Origin of the sequence: Mesorhizobium sp. B2-3-2 (genome assembly GCF_006442295.1) — a bacterium.
GTDB lineage: Bacteria > Pseudomonadota > Alphaproteobacteria > Rhizobiales > Rhizobiaceae > Mesorhizobium.
Genome location: NZ_VFWA01000009.1, coordinates 116,437 through 142,174 on the forward strand (window position 1 = coordinate 116,437; position 25,738 = coordinate 142,174).

At 62.1% G+C, this 25,738-nt stretch carries 25 protein-coding genes; 14 read left to right on the forward strand and 11 right to left on the reverse strand.

Annotated features, from left to right (window positions below):
- Positions 1 to 145 precede the first annotated feature (145 nt).
- Positions 146 to 1,216, reverse strand: coding sequence for an NAD/NADP-dependent octopine/nopaline dehydrogenase family protein (locus tag FJ964_RS20590; protein ID WP_140552092.1), 1,071 nt, complete (start codon positions 1,214 to 1,216; stop codon positions 146 to 148).
- A gap of 218 nt (positions 1,217 to 1,434) precedes the next feature.
- Between FJ964_RS20590 and FJ964_RS20595 the strand changes: the two genes are divergently transcribed.
- The 11 genes from FJ964_RS20595 to FJ964_RS31390 all read left to right on the forward strand — a co-directional run bounded on the left by FJ964_RS20595 (position 1,435) and on the right by FJ964_RS31390 (position 11,010).
- Positions 1,435 to 2,406 (forward strand): LysR family transcriptional regulator, encoded by a 972-nt coding sequence (locus FJ964_RS20595; RefSeq protein WP_140552093.1) that lies wholly within the window; start codon positions 1,435 to 1,437, stop codon positions 2,404 to 2,406.
- Positions 2,403 to 3,872, forward strand: coding sequence for an NAD(P)/FAD-dependent oxidoreductase (locus FJ964_RS20600; protein ID WP_140552094.1), 1,470 nt, complete (start codon positions 2,403 to 2,405; stop codon positions 3,870 to 3,872). Before FJ964_RS20595 ends, FJ964_RS20600 begins: the two co-directional genes overlap by 4 nt.
- Positions 3,869 to 4,351, forward strand: a complete 483-nt coding sequence (locus tag FJ964_RS20605) for a hypothetical protein (protein ID WP_140552095.1) — start codon at positions 3,869 to 3,871, stop codon at positions 4,349 to 4,351. The genes FJ964_RS20600 and FJ964_RS20605 overlap by 4 nt, the downstream gene beginning before the upstream one ends.
- Complete coding sequence (locus FJ964_RS20610; protein WP_140517387.1) at positions 4,348 to 4,911, forward strand: peroxidase-related enzyme; 564 nt, start codon at positions 4,348 to 4,350, stop codon at positions 4,909 to 4,911. The genes FJ964_RS20605 and FJ964_RS20610 overlap by 4 nt, the downstream gene beginning before the upstream one ends.
- A 57-nt stretch (positions 4,912 to 4,968) precedes the next feature.
- On the forward strand, positions 4,969 to 5,709 hold the full coding sequence (locus FJ964_RS20615; RefSeq protein WP_140552096.1) for an amino acid ABC transporter ATP-binding protein: 741 nt from the start codon (positions 4,969 to 4,971) through the stop codon (positions 5,707 to 5,709).
- A gap of 24 nt (positions 5,710 to 5,733) precedes the next feature.
- The gene (locus FJ964_RS20620) at positions 5,734 to 6,561 is read left to right on the forward strand and encodes a transporter substrate-binding domain-containing protein (RefSeq protein WP_140552097.1); all 828 of its coding nucleotides are present in this window, start codon (positions 5,734 to 5,736) and stop codon (positions 6,559 to 6,561) included.
- Positions 6,562 to 6,625: 64 nt separating this feature from the next.
- A complete protein-coding gene (locus FJ964_RS20625) occupies positions 6,626 to 7,342 on the forward strand; it encodes an amino acid ABC transporter permease (protein WP_140552181.1) in 717 nt (238 codons plus the stop codon).
- 20 nt (positions 7,343 to 7,362) lie between these two features.
- Positions 7,363 to 8,055, forward strand: a complete 693-nt coding sequence (locus FJ964_RS20630) for an amino acid ABC transporter permease (protein WP_140552098.1) — start codon at positions 7,363 to 7,365, stop codon at positions 8,053 to 8,055.
- Between the two features lie 318 nt (positions 8,056 to 8,373).
- A complete protein-coding gene (locus FJ964_RS20635; RefSeq protein ID WP_140552099.1) occupies positions 8,374 to 8,874 on the forward strand; it encodes a hypothetical protein in 501 nt (166 codons plus the stop codon).
- Between the two features lie 129 nt (positions 8,875 to 9,003).
- Entirely contained in the window at positions 9,004 to 10,308 is a 1,305-nt protein-coding gene (locus FJ964_RS20640) for a D-alanyl-D-alanine carboxypeptidase (RefSeq protein WP_140552100.1), read from the forward strand.
- Between the two features lie 327 nt (positions 10,309 to 10,635).
- Positions 10,636 to 11,010: an SH3 domain-containing protein gene (locus tag FJ964_RS31390; RefSeq protein ID WP_281408267.1), complete on the forward strand. Its 375-nt coding sequence runs from the start codon at positions 10,636 to 10,638 to the stop codon at positions 11,008 to 11,010.
- Between the two features lie 263 nt (positions 11,011 to 11,273).
- On the opposite strand, the gene fdhF is transcribed toward FJ964_RS31390, so the two are convergent.
- The 4 genes from fdhF to glp all read right to left on the reverse strand — a co-directional run bounded on the left by fdhF (position 11,274) and on the right by glp (position 17,473).
- Entirely contained in the window at positions 11,274 to 14,066 is a 2,793-nt protein-coding gene (gene fdhF / locus FJ964_RS20650; protein WP_140552102.1) for a formate dehydrogenase subunit alpha, read from the reverse strand.
- On the reverse strand, positions 14,066 to 15,739 hold the full coding sequence (locus FJ964_RS20655) for an NAD(P)H-dependent oxidoreductase subunit E (protein WP_140552103.1): 1,674 nt from the start codon (positions 15,737 to 15,739) through the stop codon (positions 14,066 to 14,068). The genes fdhF and FJ964_RS20655 overlap by 1 nt, the downstream gene beginning before the upstream one ends.
- 149 nt (positions 15,740 to 15,888) lie before the next feature.
- Positions 15,889 to 16,140, reverse strand: coding sequence for a sulfurtransferase TusA family protein (locus FJ964_RS20660; RefSeq protein WP_224624179.1), 252 nt, complete (start codon positions 16,138 to 16,140; stop codon positions 15,889 to 15,891).
- A 76-nt stretch (positions 16,141 to 16,216) separates the two neighbouring features.
- Positions 16,217 to 17,473, reverse strand: coding sequence for a gephyrin-like molybdotransferase Glp (gene glp, locus FJ964_RS20665; RefSeq protein WP_140552104.1), 1,257 nt, complete (start codon positions 17,471 to 17,473; stop codon positions 16,217 to 16,219).
- Positions 17,474 to 17,614: 141 nt separating this feature from the next.
- On the opposite strand from glp, the gene FJ964_RS20670 reads away from it, so the two are divergent.
- Positions 17,615 to 18,508 (forward strand): formate dehydrogenase accessory sulfurtransferase FdhD, encoded by an 894-nt coding sequence (locus FJ964_RS20670; RefSeq protein WP_140552105.1) that lies wholly within the window; start codon positions 17,615 to 17,617, stop codon positions 18,506 to 18,508.
- Positions 18,498 to 19,139, forward strand: a complete 642-nt coding sequence (gene mobA, locus FJ964_RS20675) for a molybdenum cofactor guanylyltransferase MobA (protein WP_181172561.1) — start codon at positions 18,498 to 18,500, stop codon at positions 19,137 to 19,139. The genes FJ964_RS20670 and mobA overlap by 11 nt, the downstream gene beginning before the upstream one ends.
- Here the strand turns inward: mobA and FJ964_RS20680 are convergent.
- The 5 genes from FJ964_RS20680 to FJ964_RS20700 are packed head-to-tail and all read right to left on the reverse strand — an operon-like array spanning position 19,123 to position 24,521.
- Positions 19,123 to 21,072 (reverse strand): molybdopterin biosynthesis protein, encoded by a 1,950-nt coding sequence (locus FJ964_RS20680; RefSeq protein ID WP_140552106.1) that lies wholly within the window; start codon positions 21,070 to 21,072, stop codon positions 19,123 to 19,125. The genes mobA and FJ964_RS20680 overlap by 17 nt on opposite strands.
- Positions 21,073 to 21,085: 13 nt before the next feature.
- On the reverse strand, positions 21,086 to 22,213 hold the full coding sequence (locus tag FJ964_RS20685) for a molybdopterin-binding protein (protein ID WP_140552107.1): 1,128 nt from the start codon (positions 22,211 to 22,213) through the stop codon (positions 21,086 to 21,088).
- 42 nt (positions 22,214 to 22,255) lie between these two features.
- Complete coding sequence (locus FJ964_RS20690) at positions 22,256 to 23,068, reverse strand: extracellular solute-binding protein (protein ID WP_224713304.1); 813 nt, start codon at positions 23,066 to 23,068, stop codon at positions 22,256 to 22,258.
- A gap of 35 nt (positions 23,069 to 23,103) precedes the next feature.
- Positions 23,104 to 23,826 (reverse strand): ATP-binding cassette domain-containing protein, encoded by a 723-nt coding sequence (locus FJ964_RS20695; RefSeq protein WP_140552109.1) that lies wholly within the window; start codon positions 23,824 to 23,826, stop codon positions 23,104 to 23,106.
- Between the two features lie 2 nt (positions 23,827 to 23,828).
- Positions 23,829 to 24,521, reverse strand: coding sequence for an ABC transporter permease (locus FJ964_RS20700; protein WP_140552110.1), 693 nt, complete (start codon positions 24,519 to 24,521; stop codon positions 23,829 to 23,831).
- 95 nt (positions 24,522 to 24,616) lie between these two features.
- On the opposite strand from FJ964_RS20700, the gene FJ964_RS20705 reads away from it, so the two are divergent.
- Entirely contained in the window at positions 24,617 to 25,492 is an 876-nt protein-coding gene (locus FJ964_RS20705; RefSeq protein ID WP_140552183.1) for a helix-turn-helix transcriptional regulator, read from the forward strand.
- A gap of 27 nt (positions 25,493 to 25,519) precedes the next feature.
- Here FJ964_RS20705 and FJ964_RS20710 read toward each other — a convergent pair whose 3' ends face one another.
- Complete coding sequence (locus FJ964_RS20710; protein WP_140499366.1) at positions 25,520 to 25,726, reverse strand: DUF6494 family protein; 207 nt, start codon at positions 25,724 to 25,726, stop codon at positions 25,520 to 25,522.
- Positions 25,727 to 25,738 lie beyond the last annotated feature (12 nt).

Consider the following 25,738-nt stretch of genomic DNA (forward strand, 5'->3'; position numbering starts at 1 on the left):
GGCCAAACCGGCAGTGCTGTCCCTGCATCGTTGTGCGCGACCCTTGAAAGGCGGAATGTTCCCTGCCTTTCGAGGTTCAGCCTCGCCTCGAACTCGTGCGGCGACATCGCCCTGACGCTGCGCGCCGCATCGACTGCGGACGCACTCAAAACCCTATGCGGCAAAGGTTTTCGAGATCCGTTTTTGCTATTCCCTCGAGGCCGAGCGCGGGAAGAATATCGTTATCCCCCCTGAGATCGCGACCGTAGGCCGCCGATAGTATCGAAACTCCAGACTCGTGGAGCATCGCCGGTTTCTCGGCGATCTTCCCCAACAATACGGTCGGCAGCAGTCCGAACGGAACATCCTCGAGAATGTAGCGGCTTTCGATTGTTGTCGGACCAAAGCCGCCACGGCCCTGACGATCCATCTCCTGGTTCATCTCCGAAACGGTTCCCTTCGGAACATGAAACGACAATGAAAAATGCTCCTGGACGGTGCGAACCGCGATACCAAAATGGGCGGCGATGGCTAGCCGTTCGGCATCCAGAGCCTCGATAAGGCGGCCAGCGGCAGGGGTGACGTTTCCCCCCTGGCTCCATTGCTCGGCTTTTTCCATGCGTGTCAGATTGAGAAGGGCGATTCCCAAGTGGTTTTGCGGATTGAGGTTGCTGAGCGCGATCGCAAGCATGCCGTCGCGCTTGACGAAACGATCACCGAATAAGCTCGTGCAAAGTCCGTATCCTTCATCCTCAGCCTTGAAAGGCAGCGTCGCGACGTCAAGCTTCTGGCGAATGGTGGTGACATGAACCTCGGTTGGTCCGAGTTGTCGCCCGGTCAACAGTGTTGTGCCCCAAAGGACGATCGGCAAGCGAACCTTGCGCTCCGCCAACCGCTTGGAGAGATACAGTGCCCCGAACGAACAATGCGAACTGATGATGACCGGGATTCCATCGATCAGATGGGGGGCGGCAGCATCCATCACCATCCTGTGGCCGTAAGCCGGAAGCGCAATCACCACCACGTCCGCGTTGGCGATGGCATCCTTGCAATCCTTGGCAATGCGCACCGGTACCTTCGCCGCGATATCTCCCGTCGCTTTCAACAATTCGCCGGTAGCCAACGCCCTGGTGCGCTGTCCCGACGGTGACCAAAGCATTGGCGAATGCCCCGATCCTGCCAAATAGGCAGCAAGACCGTAAGCGATTGCTCCTGCGCCCAGAATACTCACACGCATGACATTCCTCCTGTCGCAGGCTTTGCGGTTCGAAAATCCTTGCCGCCTTCACCTGAAGCCGGAGCCGCGTCTGGCGTCCCTGTCCGCCTCCGATCCCGGATTCTGGCGCTGAAGCCGGCATATGCACAAAGCCCGTAACGAACATTCGTTTCCGCTTGACATATATCAAAAACGAATGAGACGATGTCAATCATACGGATTACGCATGTAGGAGGAACATGGAAACCCGGGACCTTCAGACCTTCCTTGCGGTTGCTGCCAGCGGCAGCATCACCAGGGCGGCTGACATGCTCGGGCGCTCCCAGCCTGCGGTGACGCGCACCATTCAGGAGCTCGAGGCCGAACTTGGCTTCGAATTGCTGCATCGGATCGGTCGACGAGTGCAGTTGTCTGAAGAAGGAGTCGCGTTCGAGGAGGAAGCACGACGCCTGCTGATGTCCTTCACCGAACTCGCGGCGCGGGCCAAGATGATCGCCGCCGGCAGAGGGCGAATCCTGCAGATCGTCACCACCTCCGCGATCGGCACGGGCTTGATCCCGACGGCCTTGGCTGAACTCCAAGGTGCCGAGCTTCCGCACGAGACGCATCTCGGGCAGTTTCTTCCCTCGACCGTCGCTCAGGAAGTGCGCAGCGGACGTGCCGAGGTCGGGTTTTCAAGCCTACCGCTCGATACGCCCGGTCTGGATGTCCTGCGGCTCTATTCGGCGCCTGATGTTGCTGCCGTGCGGGAGGATGATCCGCTGGCCGAACTAGATGTCATACCGCTTTCCGCTTTTGCCGGCCGCCGCGTCGCCACGTTGCTCAACCCGCTGCGTTTCCAGTTGCATGTCTCCAAGGCATTGGCGGCCAGGGGCATCGACACCGGGCCAGTAATCCGCACGAATACCGCCTATGGAGCGCTGCAGATCGTACGCCGGACTGGTGTTGCGGCTGTCATCGATCCCCTCACCGCCTATGGCGTGGGATTGCCTGGGGTCGTCATCCGCCCGATCGACGTAACCGTCCTCTTTTATTGGGGTGTTGTGGCTGCCGAAAAACGCCCCCTTCGTCCAGTCGCGCAGGCGTTGGTGGATGCGGTCGAGGCGGTGGCTGAACGGTCGATCGTTGGCTTCAAGAAACTCGATCCGACCCTGGCCGGCCAATTGGTGACCGATCCTGCCTCCGGCACAAATCACGGAACGGGAATATGAAGCACACCCCCAGTTCGGTCCCCCCGAGAGGTCTAGCCGCGCTCGAAGCACAACTTGCTCAGGACCTCGATTTTCTCGAACTGCCGGCCAAGCCATGGGTTCCCGCGCGTTCGCGCGACGGCGTGTCGGTCCGTGACGTCGTTGTGATCGGCGCCGGCATGTGCGGACTTGCTGCCACCGCAAAGCTGGTGCTGACGGGGATAACCAATGTCGTTGCCTATGACGCGGCTCCGGCCGGCTTCGAAGGGCCATGGATAACGTTTGCCCGCATGCAAACTCTCCGGTCGCCGAAAACGCTGCACGGTCCGTCGCTCGGCCTGCCGCAGCTGACATTCCGCGCCTGGTTCACGGCACAATGGGGCGTTGAGGCATGGCGGTCGCTGGACAAAATCCCCAAAGGCCAGTGGATGGACTACCTGGTCTGGTACCGGAACGTTCTTGGTCTGCCAGTGCGCAACAGCGTGCGCATGACAGGCGTTGCAGCCGTCGGCGATCTGATTGCGATCGATGTCGAGGGCGCGGAAACCGGCCGGGTTCTCACCCGTCGTCTCGTTCTCGCCACCGGTCGGTCCGGCCTCGGCGGTTTTGCCGTGCCCGATTTCCTCAGGGGCATCGATCGCTCCTATTGGGCCCATTCTGCCGACGACATCGATTTTGATGCACTGAAGGGCAAGCGTGTGGCGGTTATCGGCGCCGGCGCCTCTTCGATGGACAATGCCGCGACGGCGCTCGAGGCGGGCGCCGGTTCAGTCGACATGTTGATCCGGCGCAAGGAAATGCCGCGCATCAACAAGCTGACCGGGATCGGCAGCCAGGGTGTCATCCTCGGCATGTATCATTTGCCTGACGCCTGGAAGTGGAGATTCTTCGACTACACCGCCTCGACCCAGACGCCGCCGCCGCGTTCATCGACGCTTCGCGTGTCTCATCATGCGAATGCCCGCTTCTTTCTCGACTGTGGCGTAGTCGCGGTAAAGGAAGATGCCGGAGGCCTTCTGGTCGAAACCACGCAAGGGCCGATGCGCTACGATTTCATGATCGCTGCGACCGGCTTTTCAAATGACTTCAGTGGTCGCCCGGAACTCGCTGCCCTTGCCCCACACATTCGCACCTGGTCGGATGGTCGATATACGCCGGACATGGGGCCGCCGCGCGCAGGCATGTTGGAGGCACCTGATCTCGGCCCCGCCTTCGAATTTCGCGAGCGCGTCCCCGGTTCCTGCCCGATGCTGGCGCATGTCCACTGCTTCAACGACGCCGCCATGCTGACCCATGGCAAGGTCTCCGGCGATATCCCGGCCGTCAGCGCCGGTGCCGACCGTCTGGTCCGCGGCATTGCCGCGTCGCTGTTCGCCGAAGATGTCGAAACCCACTTCGCCAATCTGATCGCCTACGACACCCCGGAACTTCTGGGCGACGAATGGGTCGATTCAACACCCTTGCTGCATAAGGAGGCCGCGCTGTGATCGACGCAATGGACAAGGCTGCAGGTCTTTCACCGGACGATGCCCTTTTCGTTGCACGGCGGTTTCAGCCCGAATTCGTGCGAGGGGCCGAGGAATGTCGCCTCTCCGTCCTGCAGCCGGAAAACGATCAGGGGCTGGCGCCGAATTTGCGGGTCGCTCTGGCCCGTCGCATGGCAGCTCTGAACGCCGATCCCGTCCTGGTGGCCGAATATGATGCGCAACTGGCTCAGCTTGGTCCCACGGAGCAGCTTCTGTCCTTGGCCCGGGGGGAAACGGATTTGAATGAACCCCTGGCGATCATCGCCCGACATGTTGACCTGATCACCCTGACGCCGAAAAAGGCGGAAGCAAGCCACATTGCCCTGCTCGCCCAAGCCGGATTGAACAATCCCCAGATTGTTGCGCTCTCCGAATTGATTGCCTTCATCAACTTCCAGACCCGGGTCGCGACCGGCTTGCGATTGATGAGGCGGGCATGATTTCCTCGGTGCGCCTGAAGCCGCTGAATTGGCATCCCTATATCGCACCGGTCGAGCTATCGGAGGCAACGCCGGAACAGCTCGAAGCGATGAAGGTTACGCCATCGGCCAAGAAAGTTTCGGAATATGTGCGCACCCTTGTGCATGATCCCGAGAGCTATCTTGCCCGCACTGTGTTGTTCAACGCGATCATGTACGTCGAGGGCGGGCTTGCCCGTCCCGACCGCGAGCTTGGCGCATTGGGTGCCTCGATCGTCAATGGCTGCAAATTCTGTGCCGTCGTTCACGCCCGCCGGCATGCAGAGCTGACCAAGAGCGATGAAGTGGTCACCGCGCTGTATCTCGACAAACCTGAAAAGCTTGGGTCGCGCGATGCGGCAATCTACAACTTTGCCCGCCGCCTGTCGGCGGCGCCGTCGGAAGCGACGGCAGACGACGTCGCCTCGCTGCGATCAGTCGGCATGAATGATGCCGAAATCATCGACCTTGTCCACGCCATAGCGATCTTCGGCTGGGCAAACCGGCTGATGCACGTGCTGGGCCATGCGGAGAGCGGGTGATGACGTCGCATACGGTCAAGCCAGTCCGTCCCACACTTTCCGAAGGGCCAACCAGCAATGCTTGAACTCAAAGATATAAAGCTGTCTTACGGAAGCACGCAGGTCCTGAACGGCGTCAATCTCTCGGTAAAGCGGGGTGACGTGGTGTCGATCATCGGCCCCAGTGGCACCGGCAAGACCACGCTGCTGAAATGCATCAACTATCTGGCCAAGCCGTCGTCAGGAACCATCGCGTTCGATCAGGTTCGGATGGATTACCAGCGTGCCGACAAGGCCGCTGTCCAGGCGATCCGGTTGCGGACCGCGATGGTCTTTCAGCAGTTCAACGTCTTCAAGAACATGACCGTCCTTCAAAACGTGATGGATCCGCTCGTTGTGGTGCAGCGCAAATCCAGGGAAGAGGCGCGGGAAATCGCGCTCAGAGAGCTCGATCGGGTCGGTCTCTCGTCGAAGCGAGACAGCTATCCATCCCAGCTCTCGGGCGGCCAGCTCCAGCGCACCGGCATCGCACGCGCGCTAGCGGTGCGTCCTGACGTCATGCTCTTCGATGAGCCCACGTCATCGCTGGATCCTGAACTCGTCGGTGAAGTTTTGAAGGTGATCAAGGATGTCACGTCGTCAGGGATCACGTCGCTGCTTGTGACCCACGAGATGCAATTCGCAAAGAACATCTCGAACCGGATCGTCTTCATGGACCGTGGCGTGGTTGCCGCCGACGGCAGTCCGGCTGAAATCTTCGACGCGCCTTCCAGTCCACGACTGGCTCAATTCCTGCAGTCAGAACTCGCTTTTCAATAGCTCAACAAGAAGGGAACCCAAGAAATGTCTGCAATCACATCCGGTTTTTCCCGCCGCCAGGTCCTGGCCGTCGCTGGTGGCATCGCAATTGCCCTCGCAACCGCAGGGATCGGCTATGGTCAGACCGTCCGGACGATCAAGATCGCGACGTCTGCCGAATCCAAGCCGCTGGCCTGGGGCGCGATCGGCGTCGAGCCGCAAGGCTATGAGCCCGATCTTCTGAGGGCGATCAATGCGAAGCTGCCGCAGTACAAGTTCGAAATGGAAGGTGTCTCTGACATCGCCCAGGAAACCGGCCTTGCCACCGGGAAGTACGACATCGCCGTAGGTGGCTACTACAAGTCGCCCGAGCGAGAGAAGCAATTCATCATTCCAGAGAACCCGATGGGCGCCAGTCTGATGAAAATCTATAGCAAGAAAGACAGCGGCATAAAGGAAATGAAGGACTTGGTCGGCAAGAGGATCGTTCCGACCACGGCCGGTGGCGGAACCTACAAGTTCATCATGAACTGGCAGAAAGAGAATCCGCAATACAAGCTCGAGGTCACGGCATCGAGCGCCGGGATCCCCTACCCGAACCGCCTGGATGAAGTTCAGAACGGCAAGTTCGACGCATTGGTTCTACCGTCTAACCTCGGTGAGCAGACGGTCATCGACAATAAGAAGCTCGATATCGTCGCATCCGATCCGGTCTACAGCAACAACACCTACATGCTGATTCACCGATCAGCGGAAAACAAGGTCCTGGCCGAGGACGTCAACAAGGTGCTCAAGGAACTGAAGGACGACGGCACGATCGACAAGCTCTCACGGAAGTGGTTCGGCGAGGACATCGTGAAATACATGAAGTAACAAGCGTCCTCAACTGCGTTTGGATGTTAGCGGCAAGGCCGAACTGCAAGAAGGAGTGTTCAAGGTGGATGTGTCTGCTATGATTCCCGAGTTGCTCTCAGCGTTGCCGCTGACGCTGGCCATCACTTTTACGGCCCTCATTGCTGGGTTCTGCCTCGCTCTCCTCGCGACAACTCTCCGGGTCCGCAGGGTAGCTGTGATCAGTCACCTGGCGGACCTCTACGTATCCTATGCCCGGAGTGTTCCCGTCGTCCTCCAATTGTTCGTTGCGTTTTACGGGCTTCCCTTGTTGGTAATCCTGTTCGGCTCAGAAGATTTTTTCTCGCCGACGATCGCTGCGATGGTGGCATTGAGCTTTTATCACGGTGGCTACCTGTCAGAAGTCCTGCGACCTGCATATCTGGCCGTCGATCGCGGCCAGCATGATGCGGCAGACAGTCTCGGATATACCTTTCGCCAGAAAATCACGCGGGTCATCGGGCCACAAGCAGTGCACTTCGCGTTGCCGGGCTACGGGAACTCCGTCATTTACCTGATCCATAACGTTGCGCTGGTGATGTACATCGGGGCGGCGGATGTCATGGCGACCGCGCATTTGATCATGGAGCGCGACTATAATCAGTACCAGTTCGAAACCTATCTCGTGCTGGCGGTCATCTATTCGGTGATGTGCCTGATCGCATGGCTCATCGTCCGCTTCTTCGAGCTTCGTTCCCCGATGCAGGCACCAGAGGCTACGACATCTGCTCAGATCAAGAACACACTGATCGCGAGCGTGTGACCTAACAAGGGTATTTGACCATGTTTGATACCGATATCCTGCTCCAGGACTCGCGGGAAATTCTGGGCGCCGTACCCGTAACGCTTGCAATGGCCCTTACGATCTTCCTGCTCTCGACGATGGTCGGCAGCCTGTTTGCGTTCGTGGAATATAGACGGATTCCCGCACTGCGAGAGCTCGTCATGGCCTACAAGGTCATCTTCAAGGGCGTTCCGATGGTGATCGTGATCTTCCTCGCCTATTTCGGTCTTCCCCCCGCGCTCCAGTTTCCGTTGGCATTGGTTGGCATAGACTTCAACGCCCACCAAACGCCCAATTGGGTTATCCTTGTCATTGCGGTGACCGGCTGTGTCGCCGCGTTCCAGGCGGAGATTATCAAAGGAGCCCTCAACGCCTTTGACACCGGTCAGGCAGACGCAGCCTATTCGCTTGGCTATACAAGGGGCCAACTGTTTCGACGGGTGCTGTTTCCCCAGGTCGCCCTGACAGCAATTCCCGATCTGACAACCTCGATGATGGTTATCATGAAGGCGCTTTCACTCGGATTCGCCATCGAGGTTGTCGATATCTTCGCGCAGTCACAGCTGACCGCCGCGTTGAATTTCTACTATCTCGAAGCCTTCGTGATTGCCGTCGTGATCTACATGGTGATTGCCTATATCGTCACACAGATCGCCGACAGGCTGGAGCAAGCCCTCAGGGTACGGACGTGAGGATGTGGAATAGAATCTTCAGGCTTCGAATATCAGGCCACACCTGGGAGGCAGTTCTTTTGGGTATGAAAGCCTGAGGAGAAGCACAAGTAGTCGATATATGTATCGGTGATTTTGATCCGATTTGCCTCGATCCGCGCAGCGCCAGGTCCGCGAACCGCCGCGGCGACCGACCTTATCTGGCGCGGCACTGGTGGCCAGCGCCGGAGCCGCGGATTGGGCGTGCCTTCATTCCGAACATCGAACGGATCGCGATTTTGGTCGACAGCTTGCTGATCAAAGATAAAGTGCCGATATCGATGTTGGCGGAGTGCAGGCGTGAGAGTTCTTCAGCTATTGGCATCCCTCCGTTCCAAAGGACATGCTGCTGCTTTCGATATGGACGACCTGGCGCAGGGGCGCATGACTTCTCGTCGGATAGCAGGCGGACCTGAATCCGAGATGCGGAGGGCCGTATTGGTTGCGACCACGTTGTTGGCGGCCCTCGTGGCTTTCGTCCAACCCGTGCAAGCAGAAAACCGGATGTGGGTCGCTGGCGAAAATGCCAAGCGGCGCAGTTGTCCATCGATGGAATGCGGCATCGTCGGGATGCTGTTTTATCGCGAGACGGTCATCGTCTACGAGACGGACCACGAATGGTCGCGCATAACCGGCTATTCCAATGCCGGCTGCTACAAGGGAGTGTCCACCTTCGTGGAATCGGGACGCAATGACTGCAGCAAGGAGAACGGCATCTCAAACGGCAAATTCGCCGAATGGGTGAGATCGGATTTCCTCGCTCCGGCAAAGCCACCATACGAGCCCGAGATCGAGGGGTAGAGCCGCGACAATTTGCGGCCTCTCGTTAAGAATGCGATAACCAATTGGTAACGGTGCCTGCCTAGCTTCGTGATCCGATGGCCGGATCGCTCGGCCACATTTTACAACGGAGCGGCGACGGGCGGGCGGATGTATCTGGTATTGGAGAAGCTTGTCGCCTTCCCGGCGTCATTGTTGAAATTCGCCTTGAGGATCTCGGTCGTCATCGTGTTTTGCGCCGCCTCTGCTTCCGCCGTGCAGGCCAATTCCAGATTTTCAGCCATTGTCATCGATGCCAAGACCGGCAAGACCCTCTACAGGGATCATGCGGACGCTCCGCGCTATCCAGCGTCTCTCACCAAGATGATGACGCTCTACCTCGTCTTCGACGCGCTGGAGAGCGGCAGGATCTCTAAAGGCACGGCAATACCGGTGTCGGCTAATGCCGCCAACGAGGCCCCCTCCAAGCTCGGACTGAAGCAAGGTCAAACGATCACCGTCGAACAGGTCATATTGGCGCTGGTAACGAAGTCCGCCAACGATGCCGCGACGGCCATTGGCGAGTTCCTCGGCGGGTCGGAGGCCGGCTTTGCACGTCTCATGACGCAAAAAGCACGACAGTTGGGAATGACCTCCACCACGTTCAGGAACGCCAACGGACTGCCCGATACAGCCCAGAAGACCACGGCGCGCGACATGGCACGTCTGGGCCTGGCGCTTAGGGACCATCATCCTGGCTACTATTCCTACTTCAACACCCGATCCTTCAAATACAAAGGTCGGCGCTTCGGCAACCACAACCATCTGCTCGGCCGGGTGAAGGGCGTGGATGGGATCAAAACGGGATACACGAATGCCTCGGGCTTCAATCTGGTTTCTTCCGTCGAGGCGCAGGGCCGCAGCATCGTCGCGGTGGTGATGGGCGGGCAGACGGCCAGGAGCCGAGATGCGCGCATGAAGCGTCTCATCAGCCGCTATTTGGCCAAGGCTTCCAACGGTCCCGACCGGTTCAGGATCGATCGTGGCGGAGAAAGCGCATTGGTGGCCTCCGCGGCTTCGAGCGCACCGGTGCCCACTCCGACGTGGAAGCCGGCTCAGGTGACCGATTCCCGAGCCGCTTTCGTCGCTGAGGCGATGGGCGATGTACCCAGGGAGCAGGCCTTGTCTGCCGATGCCATCGATCCGATGAGCACCGCTTCCACCCACGAAGGTCAATGGATCATCCAGATTGGATCGATGCCAAGCAAGGCCGCGGCTCGTGAAATTCTTTCACTAGCGGCTCGCAAGGCGCCCAAGTTGCTCGCGAATACTCCTGCTTTTACCGAGGCCTTCGAAAAAGACGGCGATGTGTACTACCGCGCCAGACATGCCGGCTTCGACAACAAGTCGGAAGCGTGGCGCGCTTGCGGGCGACTGGCGCTCAAAAACATCGATTGCTACGCGCTCACTCGGTAGGTGGGACCGAACGCCCATGCAAACGCTGCAACTCGCTTCTCCCGAGGTCGTCTCACCAGGACCATGCGGCAATATCGAAAGATGTCCTCGAGCCCTCTTCGATCCTTCGCGTGGGGCTTCCCTGTGAAACGCCGCGGTCGTGCGCCTCGGAGCAACGTCGTCTCGTCAACTTATCAAGACACCGGTTGCGGCTTTTTCGTCACGGGTAGCCTCCTTCGTTGTTGCCTCATCGCTGCACTATGTGTTGCAACCGTCACAAAGGCCGGCCCTCAAGCCGCCGCCAATGGGATTGCCTTGCCCCGCTTCGCGTCGTTGAAGAGTTCTCCTGTGAATATGCGGGTCGGACCGGGCACCCAATATGACGTCGAATGGGTTTATGTCCGGCCCAGGATTCCGCTTGAAATCTACCAGGAATATGGAAACTGGCGGCGCGTGCGAGACTGGCAGGGAACATCCGGCTGGGTCTTCGGTCCGCTTCTTTCGGGGCGAAGGACCGCTGTAACCGCCCCATGGGGCAAGGACAAGATCGCGCTGCGCCGGAAGCCTTCGGTCTCCAGCTTCGTCACCGCCTGGCTGGCGCCGGAAGTAATTGTCGAACTGGTGCGCTGCGACGGGCAATGGTGCAGGGTCGCGGTCAATTCGCTGGCAGGCTTCGTCAGGCAAACCCGCCTTTGGGGCATCTATCCTGACGATACACTCTAACAGCAGCACTCGTCGGAAGGCTGCTGCTGGTTGGCCGGTGATGGCGTCTCGCGTCGCCTTCAGCCAAATCAAACCTCGCGAGAAGAACGCCGAGTTGAGGGCGTTCCGCACAACCGTGGCTCACATCTGGCCGGCGACAGAGCCCCACCCATCTGTCGCGAGCCTTCGCAACGGCCTGCCCGACTATTCCGGCGGCCGTCGAGCAATGGACTTCCTCAAGTCAGTCGTCGCCCAACACTATCTCCGCGGGCAGTTTCCAAACATCATTCGGCAGCTTCGACCGATCTCGATGCCGGCACGATCCGTGCGGCACAATATTTGAACTCCGGGATCTTGCCGTAAGGATCGAGCATAGGGTTGGTAAGCATGTTGGCCGGGCTCTCGGCAAAGCAGAACGGCATGAAAACCATGCCATCGGCGACCTCTCGATCGGCCCGCAGAATGGCTTCGACGATGCCGCGCCGCGTCTCCACGTTGATAACGTCTCCCTGCGCCAGGCCGCGGCGCTTGATCTCGTAGGGATTCATCGCAGCAATGCCGTAGGGCTCGATGGCGTTGAGCACCCCGGCGCGGCGCGTCATGGCGCCCGTGTGCCAGTGTTCCAGCAGGCGCCCGGTGGTTAGCACCAGCGGATATTCGTCATCGGGCACCTCGTCGGGAGGCAGGAGGTCGGCGGGCACGATGCGCCCGCGGCCATCCGCGGTCGGGAACCCGGTGGTGAAGACGATCTCGTTGCCAGGAACATCAGGACCATCGGCAGGATAGACGACGGACTCCTCGCGTTCGATGCGCTCCCAGGAAATGTGCTTCAGCGACGGCATTACTTGCGCCATTTCGGCGAAGACATCCGAAACGTGCCCGTAGTTCCAGCCCAGCCCCATGCGTCTGGCAAGCTCGATGATGAGATCGAGGTCCTGCCGCGCCTCTCCCGGCAGGTTGACGGCCGGTCGGCCGATCTGCACCTGCCGATTGGTATTGGTGTAAGTGCCGAGCTTCTCCGCATGCGCGGAGGCAGGGAGCACCACGTCGGCATGCCACGCTGTTTCGGTCAGGAAGATGTCCTGAACAACCAGATGCTCCAGTTTGGCGAGCGCGGCGCGCGCATGGCTCTGGTCGGGATCGGACATGGCCGGGTTCTCGCCCATGATGTACATGCCCCGGATCTCGCCGTCATGGATCGCGTCGACGATCTCGACGACGGTCAAGCCGCGCTTGGGATCGAGCGTTTGGCCCCAGAAATTCTCGTACTGGCCGCGGATGTCGGCATTCTCCACCGATTTGTAGTCGGGGAAATACATCGGGATGAGGCCCGCGTCCGAGGCGCCCTGGACATTGTTCTGGCCGCGCAGCGGATGCAGCCCTGTGCCGGCGCGCCCGACATGGCCGGTGATCAGCGCCAGCGCGATCAGGCAGCGCGAATTGTCCGTGCCGTGGGTGTGCTGCGAAATGCCCATACCCCAAAAAATCATCGAGCGTTCCGCCTTGGCATAGGTGCGCGCCACCTCGCGCAGCACACCGGCCTCGATACCGCAGACGGGAGCCATCGCCTCGGGCGAGAAATCCTTGACCTTTGCCTTCAGCGCCTCGAAGCCGGAGACATTGGCCTGGATGTACTGCTCGTCATAGAGCCTCTCTTCTATGATGACGTGCAGCAGCGCGTTGAGCATCGCCACGTCGCTGCCCGGCTTGAAGCGCAGCGCATAGCTGGAGTGGCGCATCAGTTCCTGGCCGCGCGGATCCATCACGATCAGCTTGGTGCCGCGCTTTGCCGCTTGCTTGAAATAGGTGGCCGCCACTGGATGGTTTGTCGCCGGCCGCGCCCCGATAATGATCACGCATTCGGCCTTCATGGCGTCCATGAAAGGCGCTGAGACCGCGCCAGAGCCAACGCCCTCCATCAGAGCGGCCACGGAAGAGGCATGGCAGAGCCGGGTGCAGTGGTCGATATTGTTGGTACCGAAACCCTGCCGAACGAATTTCTGGAAGAGATAGGCCTCCTCGTTCGACCCCTTTGCCGAGCCGAAGCCAGCCAGCGCCTTGCCACCATGCTGGTCGCGGATGCGCTTCAGCCCGCTGGCGGCGCGCTCCAGCGCCTCTTCCCAACTGGCCTCGCGGAACACTGTCAGCGGGTCGACACTGCGCAGATCAATGTCGCCGGCTTTCGGCGCGTCGTCGCGCCGGATCAGCGGCTTCGTCAGCCGTTCGGGCGACATCACATAGTCGAAGCCAAAGCGGCCCTTGACGCAGAGCCGGTTCTCGTTCGCCGGGCCGTTGCGGCCGTCGACCTGGACGATTTTATTGTCCTTGACGGCGACCTGCGTCTGGCAGCCGACGCCGCAAAACGGGCAAACCGTGTCGACCACCTTGTCGAACGCCTGGACGACACGTGTCTTGCCGGTCTCGTCCATCAGCGATTTCTCGTAGAGCGCACCAGTCGGGCAAGCCTGGACGCATTCGCCGCAGGTGACACAGGTCGACAGGCCCATCGGGTCGTGCATATCGAAGACAGGAACCGAGTGATTGCCGCGCTCGGCCATGCCGATCACGTCGTTGACCTGCACCTCGCGGCAGGCGCGCACGCAAGCGCCGCAGGTGATGCAGGCGTCGAGATTGACTGCAATGGCCGGATTGGTGATGTCGAATTCCGGCTCCACGCCATCCCCGGCGAACTTCGAATTGAAGCGGCTGCCCGAAATCCCCATCGAACCGGCCCATTGCCAGAACGCCGACTGGTTGTCCGGACCGTCGCTCGCCGGTCGCATGTTGCTTGCGAGGAGCTCGAATACCATCTCGCGCGACTTGCGGGCGCGTTCGGTATCGGTTTTCACGACCATGCCGGCGGAAGGCTGGCGAACGCAGGAGGCAGCCAGCACGCGCTCGCCTTCGACGTCGACCATGCAGGCGCGGCAATTGCCGTCGGGGCGATAGCCCGGCATATCGACATGGCACAGATGCGGAAGCTTTGTGCCCTGGCGCTTGGCGACGTCCCAGATAGTCTCGCCAGGGGCGGCGCTCACGGTTTGCCCATCGAGGGTGAATACCACGCTATCGGCCATCAGAGGTCACTCCGGAAATGCGTCAGCAGATGATTGATCGGATTGGGCGCCGCCTGGCCCAGGCCGCAGATCGACGAATCGCGCATCACCGCTTCGAGGTCGCGAATCTTGTCTTCTGGCATGGGGCCCTGCTCCTGCAAGATAGCCACCAATTTCTCGGTTCCCTCGCGACACGGCGTGCACTTCCCGCAGCTCTCATGCTTGAAGAATTTCATGAGGTTGAGCGTGACCTGCTTTATATTGTCGGCCCGCGAGAACACGACTATAGCATGGGAGCCGACGAAGGCCCCCTGCTTGGCCAGATCGCCGCCGAAATCGAGCGGAATGTCCCCCAGTGCCGCTGGCAGGATGCCGCCTGAGGCGCCACCCGGCAAATAGGCCTTGAACTCATGACCGTCGGCCATGCCGCCGCAATAGTCGTCGATCAATTCGCGCACCGTGACGCCGGCCGGCGCCAGCTTGACACCGGGACTTTTCACCCGGCCGGACACGGACCATGAGCGGATGCCGGGGTGGCCGGGCCTGCCCTGCGCAGCGAACCATTGCGCGCCCTTTTCAACGATGTCGCGGATCCACCAGAGCGTCTCGACATTATGGTTGAGCGTCGGCCGTCCAAACAGGCCGACCTCGGCGATGTAGGGGGGGCGATGGCGCGGCATGCCGCGCTTGCCCTCGATGCTTTCCAGCATCGCACTCTCCTCGCCGCAGATATACGCGCCAGCGCCGCGGCGGAGTTCGATGAAGCCGGGCTTGACGATGCCGGTGGCCTCGAGCGCGGCGATCTCCTCGCGAAGAATGGCGAGCACCGCAGGGTATTCGTCACGCATGTAGAGATAGATCCGTTCCGCCTCGACGGCGTGCGCCGCGATCAATGCACCCTCAAAGGCACGGTGCGGATCTCGCTCGAGATAGATGCGGTCCTTGAAGGTGCCGGGCTCACCCTCGTCGCCATTGATCGACATCAGACGCGGGCCCGGATAGGAGCGTACGAACTGCCACTTCTTGCCAGCCGGAAAACCCGCACCGCCCAGACCCCTCAAGCCTGCATCGCCCAGGGTGGCGATGAGCTCGTCCGTGGTCAGCGCCCCAATCCGTACCCGCTGCAAAAGCTGGTAGCCGCCCGCCTGCCGATACGCCTCCAGCCCGACATAATCGGGCACGCTCACACCGGTCTCCGCTGCCGCGGCCATGCGCCTCAGGCCTTCGGCGGTTGCCTGGTCGACCTCGCGATCGCCGATACGCGCGGCAGGCGCGCCAGCGCAACGGCCCATGCAGGGCGCGCGCATGACCCTGATCGCCGCTGGATCGGCGCCCGCTTGCAATTCGGCCAGGAGGGTGTCGGCGCCCGCCAGCATGCAACTCACCGAATCGCACACGCGGATTGTCAACGGCGCGGGCGGCGTCTCGCCTTCCTTCACAACGTCGAAATGGTCGTAGAAGGTCGCCACCTCGTAGACCTCGGCCTGGGACAAGCGCATATCTTGCGCCAGCGCCCGCAAATGCCGCGCCGACAGGCAGCCATATCGGTCCTGGATCAGATGGAGGAATTCGATCAGCAAGTCGCGCCGTCGCTGGCGCGCGCCGAGAATCGCCTGGACCTCGGCGAGCGCGGCGTCATCCAGCGGCCTGCCCTTTGGTCCGCGATCACGCGGCCGTCGTTCCTGGATCGTCATGTGCTCACCTCCCCGAGTGAAACGCTCTTACCTCTTAACGATATCCCGCGGACCAGGATGTCGACTATGAGGCACGACATGTCCCCTGCACGACCAGCGCAAGCATTGCCTCGCAAATCTTGGGGCCGCCGCCGACGGGGTGCAACTCGTCACATCGTCGCGGGCTGCGTCTTTTCGATCATGAACACGACGCGATCGCCGTCGCGTTCCGTCGCTTCAAGTCGCTCGCCCATCTCGTTGAGCAGATTGGGGATATCGATGACCGCCAGCGGGTCCGTGCAGTGAACCTCGAGCCGCTCGCCTGGCTTCAAGGCTTTCAGTGCCTTACGAGTCTTCAGTGCTGGCAAAGGGCACTTAAGCCCGGTCAGATCCAACTTCGTCGTGGTTATCATGGTCGGCATGATGCCCGACAGGGCCTGGCTCCGTCAATCGAGCCCGGGTTGCGGCTCTCGTTTCGAGGACGCGGTCCGACGGCTCTCACATAAGACTGGAATAGGGGAGGAACTGGACCGTGTGACCGGGCTCGACACGGACTATCTCCTCTCCCAATTCGACGAGACCGTCGGTCGCGACCAGCGATGACAACAGTCCTGCGCCTTCCCTGGGAAACTTCGTCGCTTCGTAGCTACCATCCGCGGCCGTGCGTACGCTTGCTCGCACATATTCGCGCCGTCCCTGCTTTTTGCTATAGGAAAAGGCGGCCCGCATCGCGATCGGAGTCGGCGTTTGCTGGAGGGCCCCCGCAAGGGCGAGGATTGCCGGGCGGGCAATATGCGCGAAGGTGACGAAGCTCGCCACCGGATTGCCAGGAAGTCCGATCAGCGGGGTTCCATCGATCACCCCCATGGCGACCGGCCGGCCCGGCTTGATCGCGACGCGCCAGAACACCAGGGTTCCGGCACTCTCGACGGCGGCCTTCACGCAATCTGCCTCGCCCGTCGACACACCGCCCGAAGTCAGGATCAGGTCATGGCTCAATGCCGCTTCGCTCAGCTTTTCAGCGATCAGGCTACTGTCATCCACGAGGATACCGAGATCGGTGGTGTCGCAGCAGAGTCGAGCGAGCATCGCCGTCAGCATGAAACGGTTGGAGTCGAAAAGCTGCGCCGGTCCGCGCATGTCTCCCGGCGCGACGATTTCGTCCCCGGTCGAGAACACTGCCACGCGTATCCTGCGCCTGACCTGGAGTTCGGTGAGCCCCAATGCGGCGGCGAGCGCGATATCCTGCGGCCGCATCCGGTGGCCCGCCGGGAGGACGGCCTCGCCCAATGCGACATCTTCACCCGCAGGGCGTACATTGGCACCCTTTTTCAGGCCGGGCGGGAGAAGGATCCTGCCCGAGCCGTCGATGCTCACGTCTTCCTGCATGAACACCGTATCGACCCCGTCGGGCATTGGAGCGCCAGTGAAGATGCGTACCGTCTGGCCCGGCGGCACAGGTTCATTTGCCGCCATGCCGGCCTGAACCCTCCCGGCAACGGCGAACGCCGTCTCGACAGCCTGCGGCAGGTCTGCCCCTCGCACGGCGTAGCCGTCGACCGCGGAATTCGTGAAGGGCGGCAGCGGCAGCGAGGCTACCATCTTTTTTGCCAGGACGCGCCCATCCGCCAGCAAGAGCGGGACCGTCTCTACCTCCTTTACGGCGCTGAGTTTCGAGGCGATCAGCGCGGCAGTCTCGTCGATGGGCCGCATCTGTCCGCCGAAAGCGAAGCAATCATCCGAGATCTGCGCCATTTATATTCTCACTCTACGAGCGTGCCGGCTTCTTCGTAATCGCATCAATCCGGCTTTTTTTAATCAGCTTCGGTTGAACAGCCTGTAAGATACGGCAAGCTAGCGCAGGCGCGAGCCAGAATACGACGTCAGGAGACTGCCATGCATTTGATGCTACGCCAACCGGAACACGCCATCATCACACCCGATCCGCAAGACCAACGGCTGACGGAGTTGGTTGCGGGCGTCGACCATACAGGCGCGACGGTGGAGGTCCGCGTACCGATCGAACGTGCCCTGACGCTCTATCTCAACGCTCAGGAGATCGTCACGATGATGACGGTCAACGACTACCCTGAATATCTTGCGCTCGGCTATCTGCTGAACCAGAACATGCTTCTGCCCACCGATGTGGTGACGGACGTCGAGTATGACGAGGACCTCCAGGTCGTGGTCGTTCGCACCGAGCGCAACACCGACTACGAGCAGAAGCTCCGAAAGCGAACGCAGACCTCGGGTTGCGCCCAAGGCACCGCCTTCGGCGACGTGCTGGAGGCGATCGAGGACATCACGCTCCCGCCCGCTGAGCTTCGCACCTCCTGGCTCTACGAGCTGACGCGCAAGATCAACACCACGCCGTCGCTCTATCTGGAAGCAGGCGCCATCCATGGCTGCGTCCTTTGCAGGGAGGGCACGCCGATCTGCTATATGGAAGACGTCGGCCGCCATAACGCCGTCGATAAGATCGCCGGCTGGATGTACCGCCACGCCATCGATCCGGGGGACAAGATCATCTACACGACTGGGCGGCTGACCTCCGAGATGACGATCAAGACGGTTCGGATGGGCATTCCCATACTGGTTTCGCGCTCCGGCTTCACCGCCTGGGGCGTGGCGCTGGCCCGCCAGGTGGGGCTGACGCTGGTCGGCCGGGCGCGCGGCAAGCGCTTCATCGCACTTTCAGGCCAGGAGCGGATCGTCTTCGACCAGGATATCGCTTCGGTCGATGAGGAAGCGCCGCACCACCGCCGCAAGGGTGCCGAGCATGACGACTGAGCGGCCCATGACGCTGGGCGTCGTGCTCGCCGGCGGTCTGGGTCGGCGCATGGGCGGCGGCGACAAGCCGACGCGCGTGATCGGCGGACGCACGATGCTCGAGCATGTCATCGAACGGCTGGGACCGCAGTGCGACGGGCTCGTTCTCAATGCCAATGGCGACCCCGTTCGCTTCGCCCGTTTTGGCCTGCCCGTCGTTGCCGACACGATCGAGGGTTATCCGGGGCCGCTCGCCGGCATGCTCGCCGCGCTCGACTGGACGGCGGACAGCAGGCCCGACGTCGAGTGGGTGGTCAGCGCCGCCGGTGATTGTCCTTTCCTGCCGCGCGACCTCGTTGCACGGCTCCAGCGGGCGCGCATGACCGAGCGGGCGGATTTGGCGGTGGCGGCATCCGGCGGTCAGGCGCATCCTGTCATCGGGCTCTGGAAAGTCGCCTTGCGGGATGAATTGCGGCATGCGTTGACCAAAGAGGGCCTGCGCAAGATCGACCGGTGGACCACCCGCTACGGCCTTGCCACCGTGTCCTGGCCGGCAGAGCCGGTGGACCCGTTCTTCAACGCCAACACGGTCGACGACCTCGCCGAAGCCGAGCGGCTGGCCGCGCTGCTTGCCGCTAACCCGGCCGGCTGAATCCCGCGCGCTCCAGCGCCGAATGCACCTCGTCGGTCTGGAGAACTTCGAGGAACGCGTGCACTGCGGGCCGATCCTTTCGCGCGCAAACCAGCGCGAAGTCGTAGTGCTCTTCGGTCAACGGGATAAGACCGAGCCCAGCCGCACGCGCGACCGGCGCGATGGTGACGCCCCAGTCGGCGCGCTTCTGCGCCACTGCCGCGGCCACGGCATTATGTGTGCGCGGCTGGTTCCAGTAGCCGTCCGGGCGTGCCGCGCCGAGGAGTTGGTCGATCAGTATACGCGTTCCCGAGCCTTGGTTGCGGTTGACCATCATGCAATCGGGATCGGCGAGCGCGGCACGGACCGCGTCCTCCGCGCCGAGGCCCTCGAAGCGCTCGTCCTCTCGGCGGAACACCAAGCCTTGCATGCGCCGCCAGCCTGGCACGAGTTCGAGACCGTCACCGAGGAAAGGCGCGTTGTAGTTCCGCGTCTTCGGGTCGAAGAGATGGATGGGGGCGAGATCGCACTCGCCACGCTTGGCCGCCGCAAGACCGCCCAGGCTTCCCACAGACAGCGAGCGCACCGAAATCCCGCGGCGCGAAAGTTCGCCAACGACCAGATCGAGGCCGACACAATGACTGCCGATGACGACGAGGTCGGGAACGCGGACCCGCGGTGTGAACAGCGTCACCGGCACGTCGGCACCGGCAGGCACGTGATCGGCCAGGGCCTCGATGCGGATGAAGCCGTCGGCCTGGGTAAAGGATGTTATCGCTCCCGAGCCCTTGCCAGTCGGATAGGCCGTCAATCCTCTCTGCCCTTGCACAAGGGAGACCATCGCGAATTCGGTCCGTCCGAGTTCGGAAGGAACCCGCAACGGAAGGCTTGCGGCGACCTGAGCATCGACGCGCGGCGGCAGCCCCGCCATGCGCCGCAGGGCGGGTACCACCATGTCATGGAAGGTGAACATGGCCGAGGTCGGAAATCCCGGCAGGACGATGACCGGCTTGCCCCCGCACACCGCCAGGCAAAGCGGCTTTCCGGGCTTCAGCGCCACGCCGTGGGCGATGATGCCGGGCTTGCCCAGTCGGCCGATAATGCGATGCGTGACATCCCCTGCCCCTTTGGACGTGCCGCCCGACAGGATCAGTACGTCGTGGGCGGCGAGCGCCTCGCGCATAGCCGTCTCAAGCGTTGCCTCGTCGTCTGGGAAGGCGCCGAGAAAATGCGCTTCGCCGCCATTTTCAGTGACCGCCGCAGCGATGATCGGTCCGTTGGCATCATAGATGCCGGCCGCCCGCAGCGGCTCGCCCGGCTGGACGAGTTCATCGCCAGTGGAGAGCACGGCCACGCGTGGCCTGCGCGCCACGGCCACTTGTGCGATTCCGCACGCGGCGAGCATGCCGATTTCGCGCGAGCCGATTTGCGTTCCGGTGCGCAGCACGACCTCTCCTCGCGCCATGTCAGATCCTGCATTGGAGACAAACTGGCCGGGCGAGATGCCGCGCCCCACCTCGATGGCACTCAACCCCACCGGATGGGTATGCTCCACCATGATGATCGCGTCCGCGCCACGCGGCAGCGGCCCGCCGGTTGCGATGGGCGTGGCGGTTCCGGTCAGAACGGGGAGTTGCGGAACCGTGCCGCAGGCAATCGCTTCCGCATTCACCTCAAGCCGAACGGGACGGGTTTCAGAGGCGGCGGCCAGGTCGGCCGCACGTACCGCGAAGCCATCGACATTGGAGCGGTCAAAGGGCGGCACGTCGACCGGCGCCGCCACATCTTCGGCAAGAACCAGCCCGAGCACGTCGGCCAGCGTCCGCGTCTCGGTCGGTAACGGGCGGGGAAACAACGCTGCCTCGAAGCCCGCCAGCGCAGCTTCGCGCGATAATATCGTCAGGAACTGCTCCTGCCCGCTATTCTGATGGGCCGATGATGGAGAATTCGTCATAGCGGCTCACTGATCAAAAGTTGCGGAGCGGAAAGGCGGAGACGGGCGTGCCGACGGCATACCCCTCGCTATCGCCCGGGACCGCAAGCCAGGCGTCGGCAAGCCGCATGGCGTCCAGCGAAAAGTCGCCGACGGCGAGCGGCGTCCACATATCCCGTTCCTTCCCGAGCAGAACGAGCTCGTAAAGTCCCACCGCGGATGAGATTTTCCGCGAGAGCGGCAAGATGATGCCGGGCCGTTCAGATCTGCCCGAGAGGCGGTCCAGGACTGGCTGGACAAGCGCAAGGAACCCGGCGAAAGCGTGGAGCGGCGATCCGGCCAATGCGACCACCGGTGTCTTGCCGAGCCGGCCTATTGCCGTTGTCCCTCCGGGTCGTAAGGCCATGCGGTGCCTAATCAACACCCCGCACCGCGCAAGAGCTTCGGCGGTCACGTCGGCGTGGCCGTCACCAGTACCGCCGATCAGGAACAGAAAATCGCAGGCCTCGCCATCAAGAGCGGCAATGATCGATGCCGCGTCGCGCTTTACGGTCTCTATATCGGCAACCGAAGCGCCCGAGGCACTCAGGCTCTCGACCACGAGCCGCATGGAGAATGTCTCGTTGCTGTCGGCGGCGACGTCGATCGCGCGCACGCGCGGGCTCCTTACGGCAAGCTGGCTCAGTCCCACTTTGCGGGCGACCAGCAGGTCGGCGACGCCGATCGCCTTTCCCTCAAGCATTGGCGGGCGGGCCGCCGCCATATCCTCGCCCGCCCGGCGCACACCCTGACCGGGCACGGCTTCAGCTACCGCTTGGATCATCGGTCCACTGCAATCGACGAGGCCGGCCGGCAGCACACAGTCGCGATTTTCAGGCATTGCCTCACCCGTCTCGACCCAGATCGGCGCGACCGGCAAAACTAAGGGCGAATAGGCTGATGCCCCCACGAGGTCGAGGGCGCGACACGCCCAGCCGTCGATGGCAGCGATGTCTCGCGCAGGCTGAGTTGGCACGACAGCCGGCATTCCGGCAGCGACATAGCCTAGGGCTTGTTCAAGCGGCACCAAGCGGGGAGTGACGGGCATTACACCATCGAGCAGCGCATCGAGCGCCGCTTCCAGGGGAGTCAGCGGGCCCGTCGAAGAAAACGTTCTCGTCATGGCGCGATATTGAAGCAGACGCGAGCCTGTTTGCAACCAGCTTCAGGAACGCTCGCGCTGCGCGTTCGGGAAGAAGAGCTGCTGCCCGTCGATCTTGTACTCCCCGATCGCCTTCTGGCCCTCCGGAGAAACCAGCCAATCGATGAAGCGCTGGCCGGCCTCCACTTTGACGCTTGGATGTTTGTGAGGATTCACCAGCATCACGCCATACTGGTTGAACAGCCGCTTGTCGCCCTCGACGGCGATGTCCAACACGCCACGATTCTTGAACGACAGCCATGTGCCACGATCGGAAAGCGTATAGGCGTTCATCGCTGCCGCGGCGTTGAGCGCCGCCCCCATGCCCTGCCCGATCTCCTTGTACCACGGCCCCTTGGCCGCCTCGATGTCGATGCCGGCCGTCTTCCACAGACCCAATTCGGCCGAATGGGTGCCGGACCTGTCACCGCGCGACACGAAGGCCGCTTTCTTGGCTTCGATGGCTATCAGCGCGGCTGCGATGTCCTTGGTCCCGCTGATGCCCGCCGGATCGCTCTTGGGGCCCACGAGGACGAAGTCGTTGTACATCACGTCGAAGCGCTTCACCCCGAAGCCTTCCTTTATGAACTTCTCCTCCTGCGCCTTGGCATGGACGAAGACCACGTCGGCATCGCCGCGCCGACCGGTGTCGAGCGCCTGACCGGTGCCCTGAGCGACGACCTTCACGCTGATGCCGGTTTTCTTCTCGAACAGCGGCAGGATGTAATCAAACAGGCCAGAATCCTGGGTCGAGGTCGTCGACGCCACGACGATCGACTGGTCCTGGGCAGGTGCGCCGCCCGCTAGCATCAGAAGCACCATAAGCGCAGAGAACATTCGGCGGATCAGCATCTCAATCTCGGTCCAGTTGATCAAAGCACGAGCTCGCCGCGCACGAAGGCAGCGGCTTGCGGGGTCGCGGGGCGGTCAAGGAAGTCGTCGGCGTCGGCGTGCTCGCAAACGCGCCCCCGGAGCAGAAAGACGACGTCTCCCGCGATCCTGCGTACCTGGCCGAGGTGGTGCGATGCCATGATGATCTTCGTGCCCGACTGGGCAGCCGTGATGATGATCTGCTCGACAAAACGCGTCGCCGCCGGATCGAGACTGGCTGTCGGCTCGTCGAGCAACAGGATTTCGGGCTGGCGCGCCAGGGCGCGCGCGAGGGCCAGCCGCTGCTGCTCGCCACCGGAGAGATGCCGTGCCGGACGTGCCGCGAGATCGAGAAGACCGACGCGCTCGAGCAGTTCCTCCGCGCGCGGAGCCCGGAGCCGGCGCGGACAGCCGGCTTGAGCCAGTGCATAGGTGACGTTCGCGGCCGCCGAGCGGCGCAGCATCACCGGCTTCTGGAACAGGATCGCACGCCGTGTCGGCGGGGAAAACGTTCGTCCTCCCCAAGTCAGGGTTCCAGCAGAAGGTGCAACAAGCCCCATGCAGAGCCTCAGCAGGGAGGTTTTGCCCGATCCGTTCGGGCCGACGACCAGAGTCGGCGCGCGCGGCCCGATCGTCAGGTTCACCCGGTCCAGGATGGTCGTCGCACCGGCGACCAGCGACACGTCATCGAAGACAAGTGGAAGATCGCTCTGAGCAGCCCGCATCCCTAGCCCGCCCGTTGCTCGGACCAAACCCGCACGCCCCAGGCGGCGGCGTTGATCAGCAGGATGAGGAAAATCAGCATCAGGCCGAGTCCCATGGCGAGCGGCAGGTCTCCCTTCGAGGTCTCAAGTGCGATTGCCGTCGTCATGGTGCGGGTGAAGCCATCAATGTTGCCGCCGACGATCATCACGGTGCCGACCTCGGCCGCCGCCCTGCCGAAACCCGCGAGCAGAGCAGTGACGAGGCTGAAGCGGCCGTCCCACAAAAGCGTGGCGACCAGGCCCGCCGGCCCGACCTGCATCGCAGTCAGTTCCTCACGATACTCGCGCCACAGATCCTCGACAGTCTGGCGAGTCAGCGCGGCAATGATGGGCAGCACCAATAGCGCCTGCGCGATGACCATGGCGGCGGGTGTGAACAAAAGGCCGAACTCGCCAAGCGGCCCGGATCGCGATAGCAGCAGATAGACCGTCAGCCCGACCACCACCGGCGGCAGGCCCATGAAACCGTTCAGCAGCACGACGATCGCCGAACGACCGGGAAAGCGTGCCAGCGCGATAATTGCGCCCAGCGGCAGGCCTGCGACCATGGCGATCGCGACAGCCGAAAGGCTCACGGCGAGCGACAGGCGCACGATGGCAAACAGCGTGGCGTCGCCGCCCGCGATCAGTTGCCATGCACCCAGCCCTTCCGACATTGCTCCTCGCAGTCCTGTCCGGCGTCAATGTCCTGCAACTCCTCCGTCAGAGTCAAATCCTTGAACCTATTCAGGAATATGCATATCAATGCAGGATGAATTTGCTGACGACGTCCGAAGCCGCCGATTATCTGCGCATTGGCGAGCGCAAGCTTTATGACCTAATCGCGGAGGAGCGTATCCCGTGCAGCAAGGTGGCGGGCAAGTGGCTGTTTCCGCGGCACGAACTCGACCGTTGGGTCATGTCGGGGTTGGTCCGGCCCGCAGGAATGACCCAAACCGAGCCGCCGCCGATCGTCGGTGGCAGCCAGGACGACCTGCTCGAATGGGCTTTGCGCCAATCCGGCTCCGGCCTGGCCTTTCTGACGGAAGGCACGGAAGCCGGCGTGACACGCCTGCTGCGCGGCGAGGTGTCTGCCGCCGCGATCCATTTCCACAGCCGCGACCCGGACCCGAATGTCGCCGCGATTGCGACCAGGCCGCGGCTTTACGATGCGGTGCTGGTCGGATTCGCCCGCCGCGAGCAAGGCCTGCTGCTGGCGCCAGGCAATCCAAAATCGCTCCACAACCTGACCGACGTACTTGCGACCGGCGCACGCATCGCGGTTCGCCAACACGGCGCAGGCGCGGACATGCTGCTCACGCAATTGCTGGCGGACTCCGGCGCGAAACAAGACGACATCAACCGGTTGGAGCCGCCCTGTCTGACTGGACCCGATCTCGCGGCTGCCGTGCGCATTGGTAGGGCCGATTGCGGAATAGCCACGCGCGCGGCCGCACGCGCCGCTGGCCTCGATTTCGTTCCATTGGCCTGGGAGAGCTTCGATCTCCTGATGCGGCAGCGGACCTACTTCCAACAACCGATCCAGGCGCTCCTGCGTTTGCTAGGGCAGGAGATCTTCGCCAGCCACGCGGCCGAGCTTGCCGGATACGATCCATCGCCCGCCGGGCAGATACGGTTCTTCAAATAGCAGCCGACCCCGATCAAGCCGCAGCTCTCATCCCAGATCGATCTCGCCCTCGACGACATGGCGCAGGCCTGCCGGCTCCGAGGTGATGACGGCCCTCACGGTCAGTCGGCCCTGTCCTTTCAGGCCCTTCTCCGCCACGGCTTTCTCGATTGCCTGCTGCGAAGTCACGCCGACCTGCTTGAGGAACTTGCGCATGGAGACGTTGAAGGGATCGGTTTCCATATTCTGGGTCATATGATTGCCTCG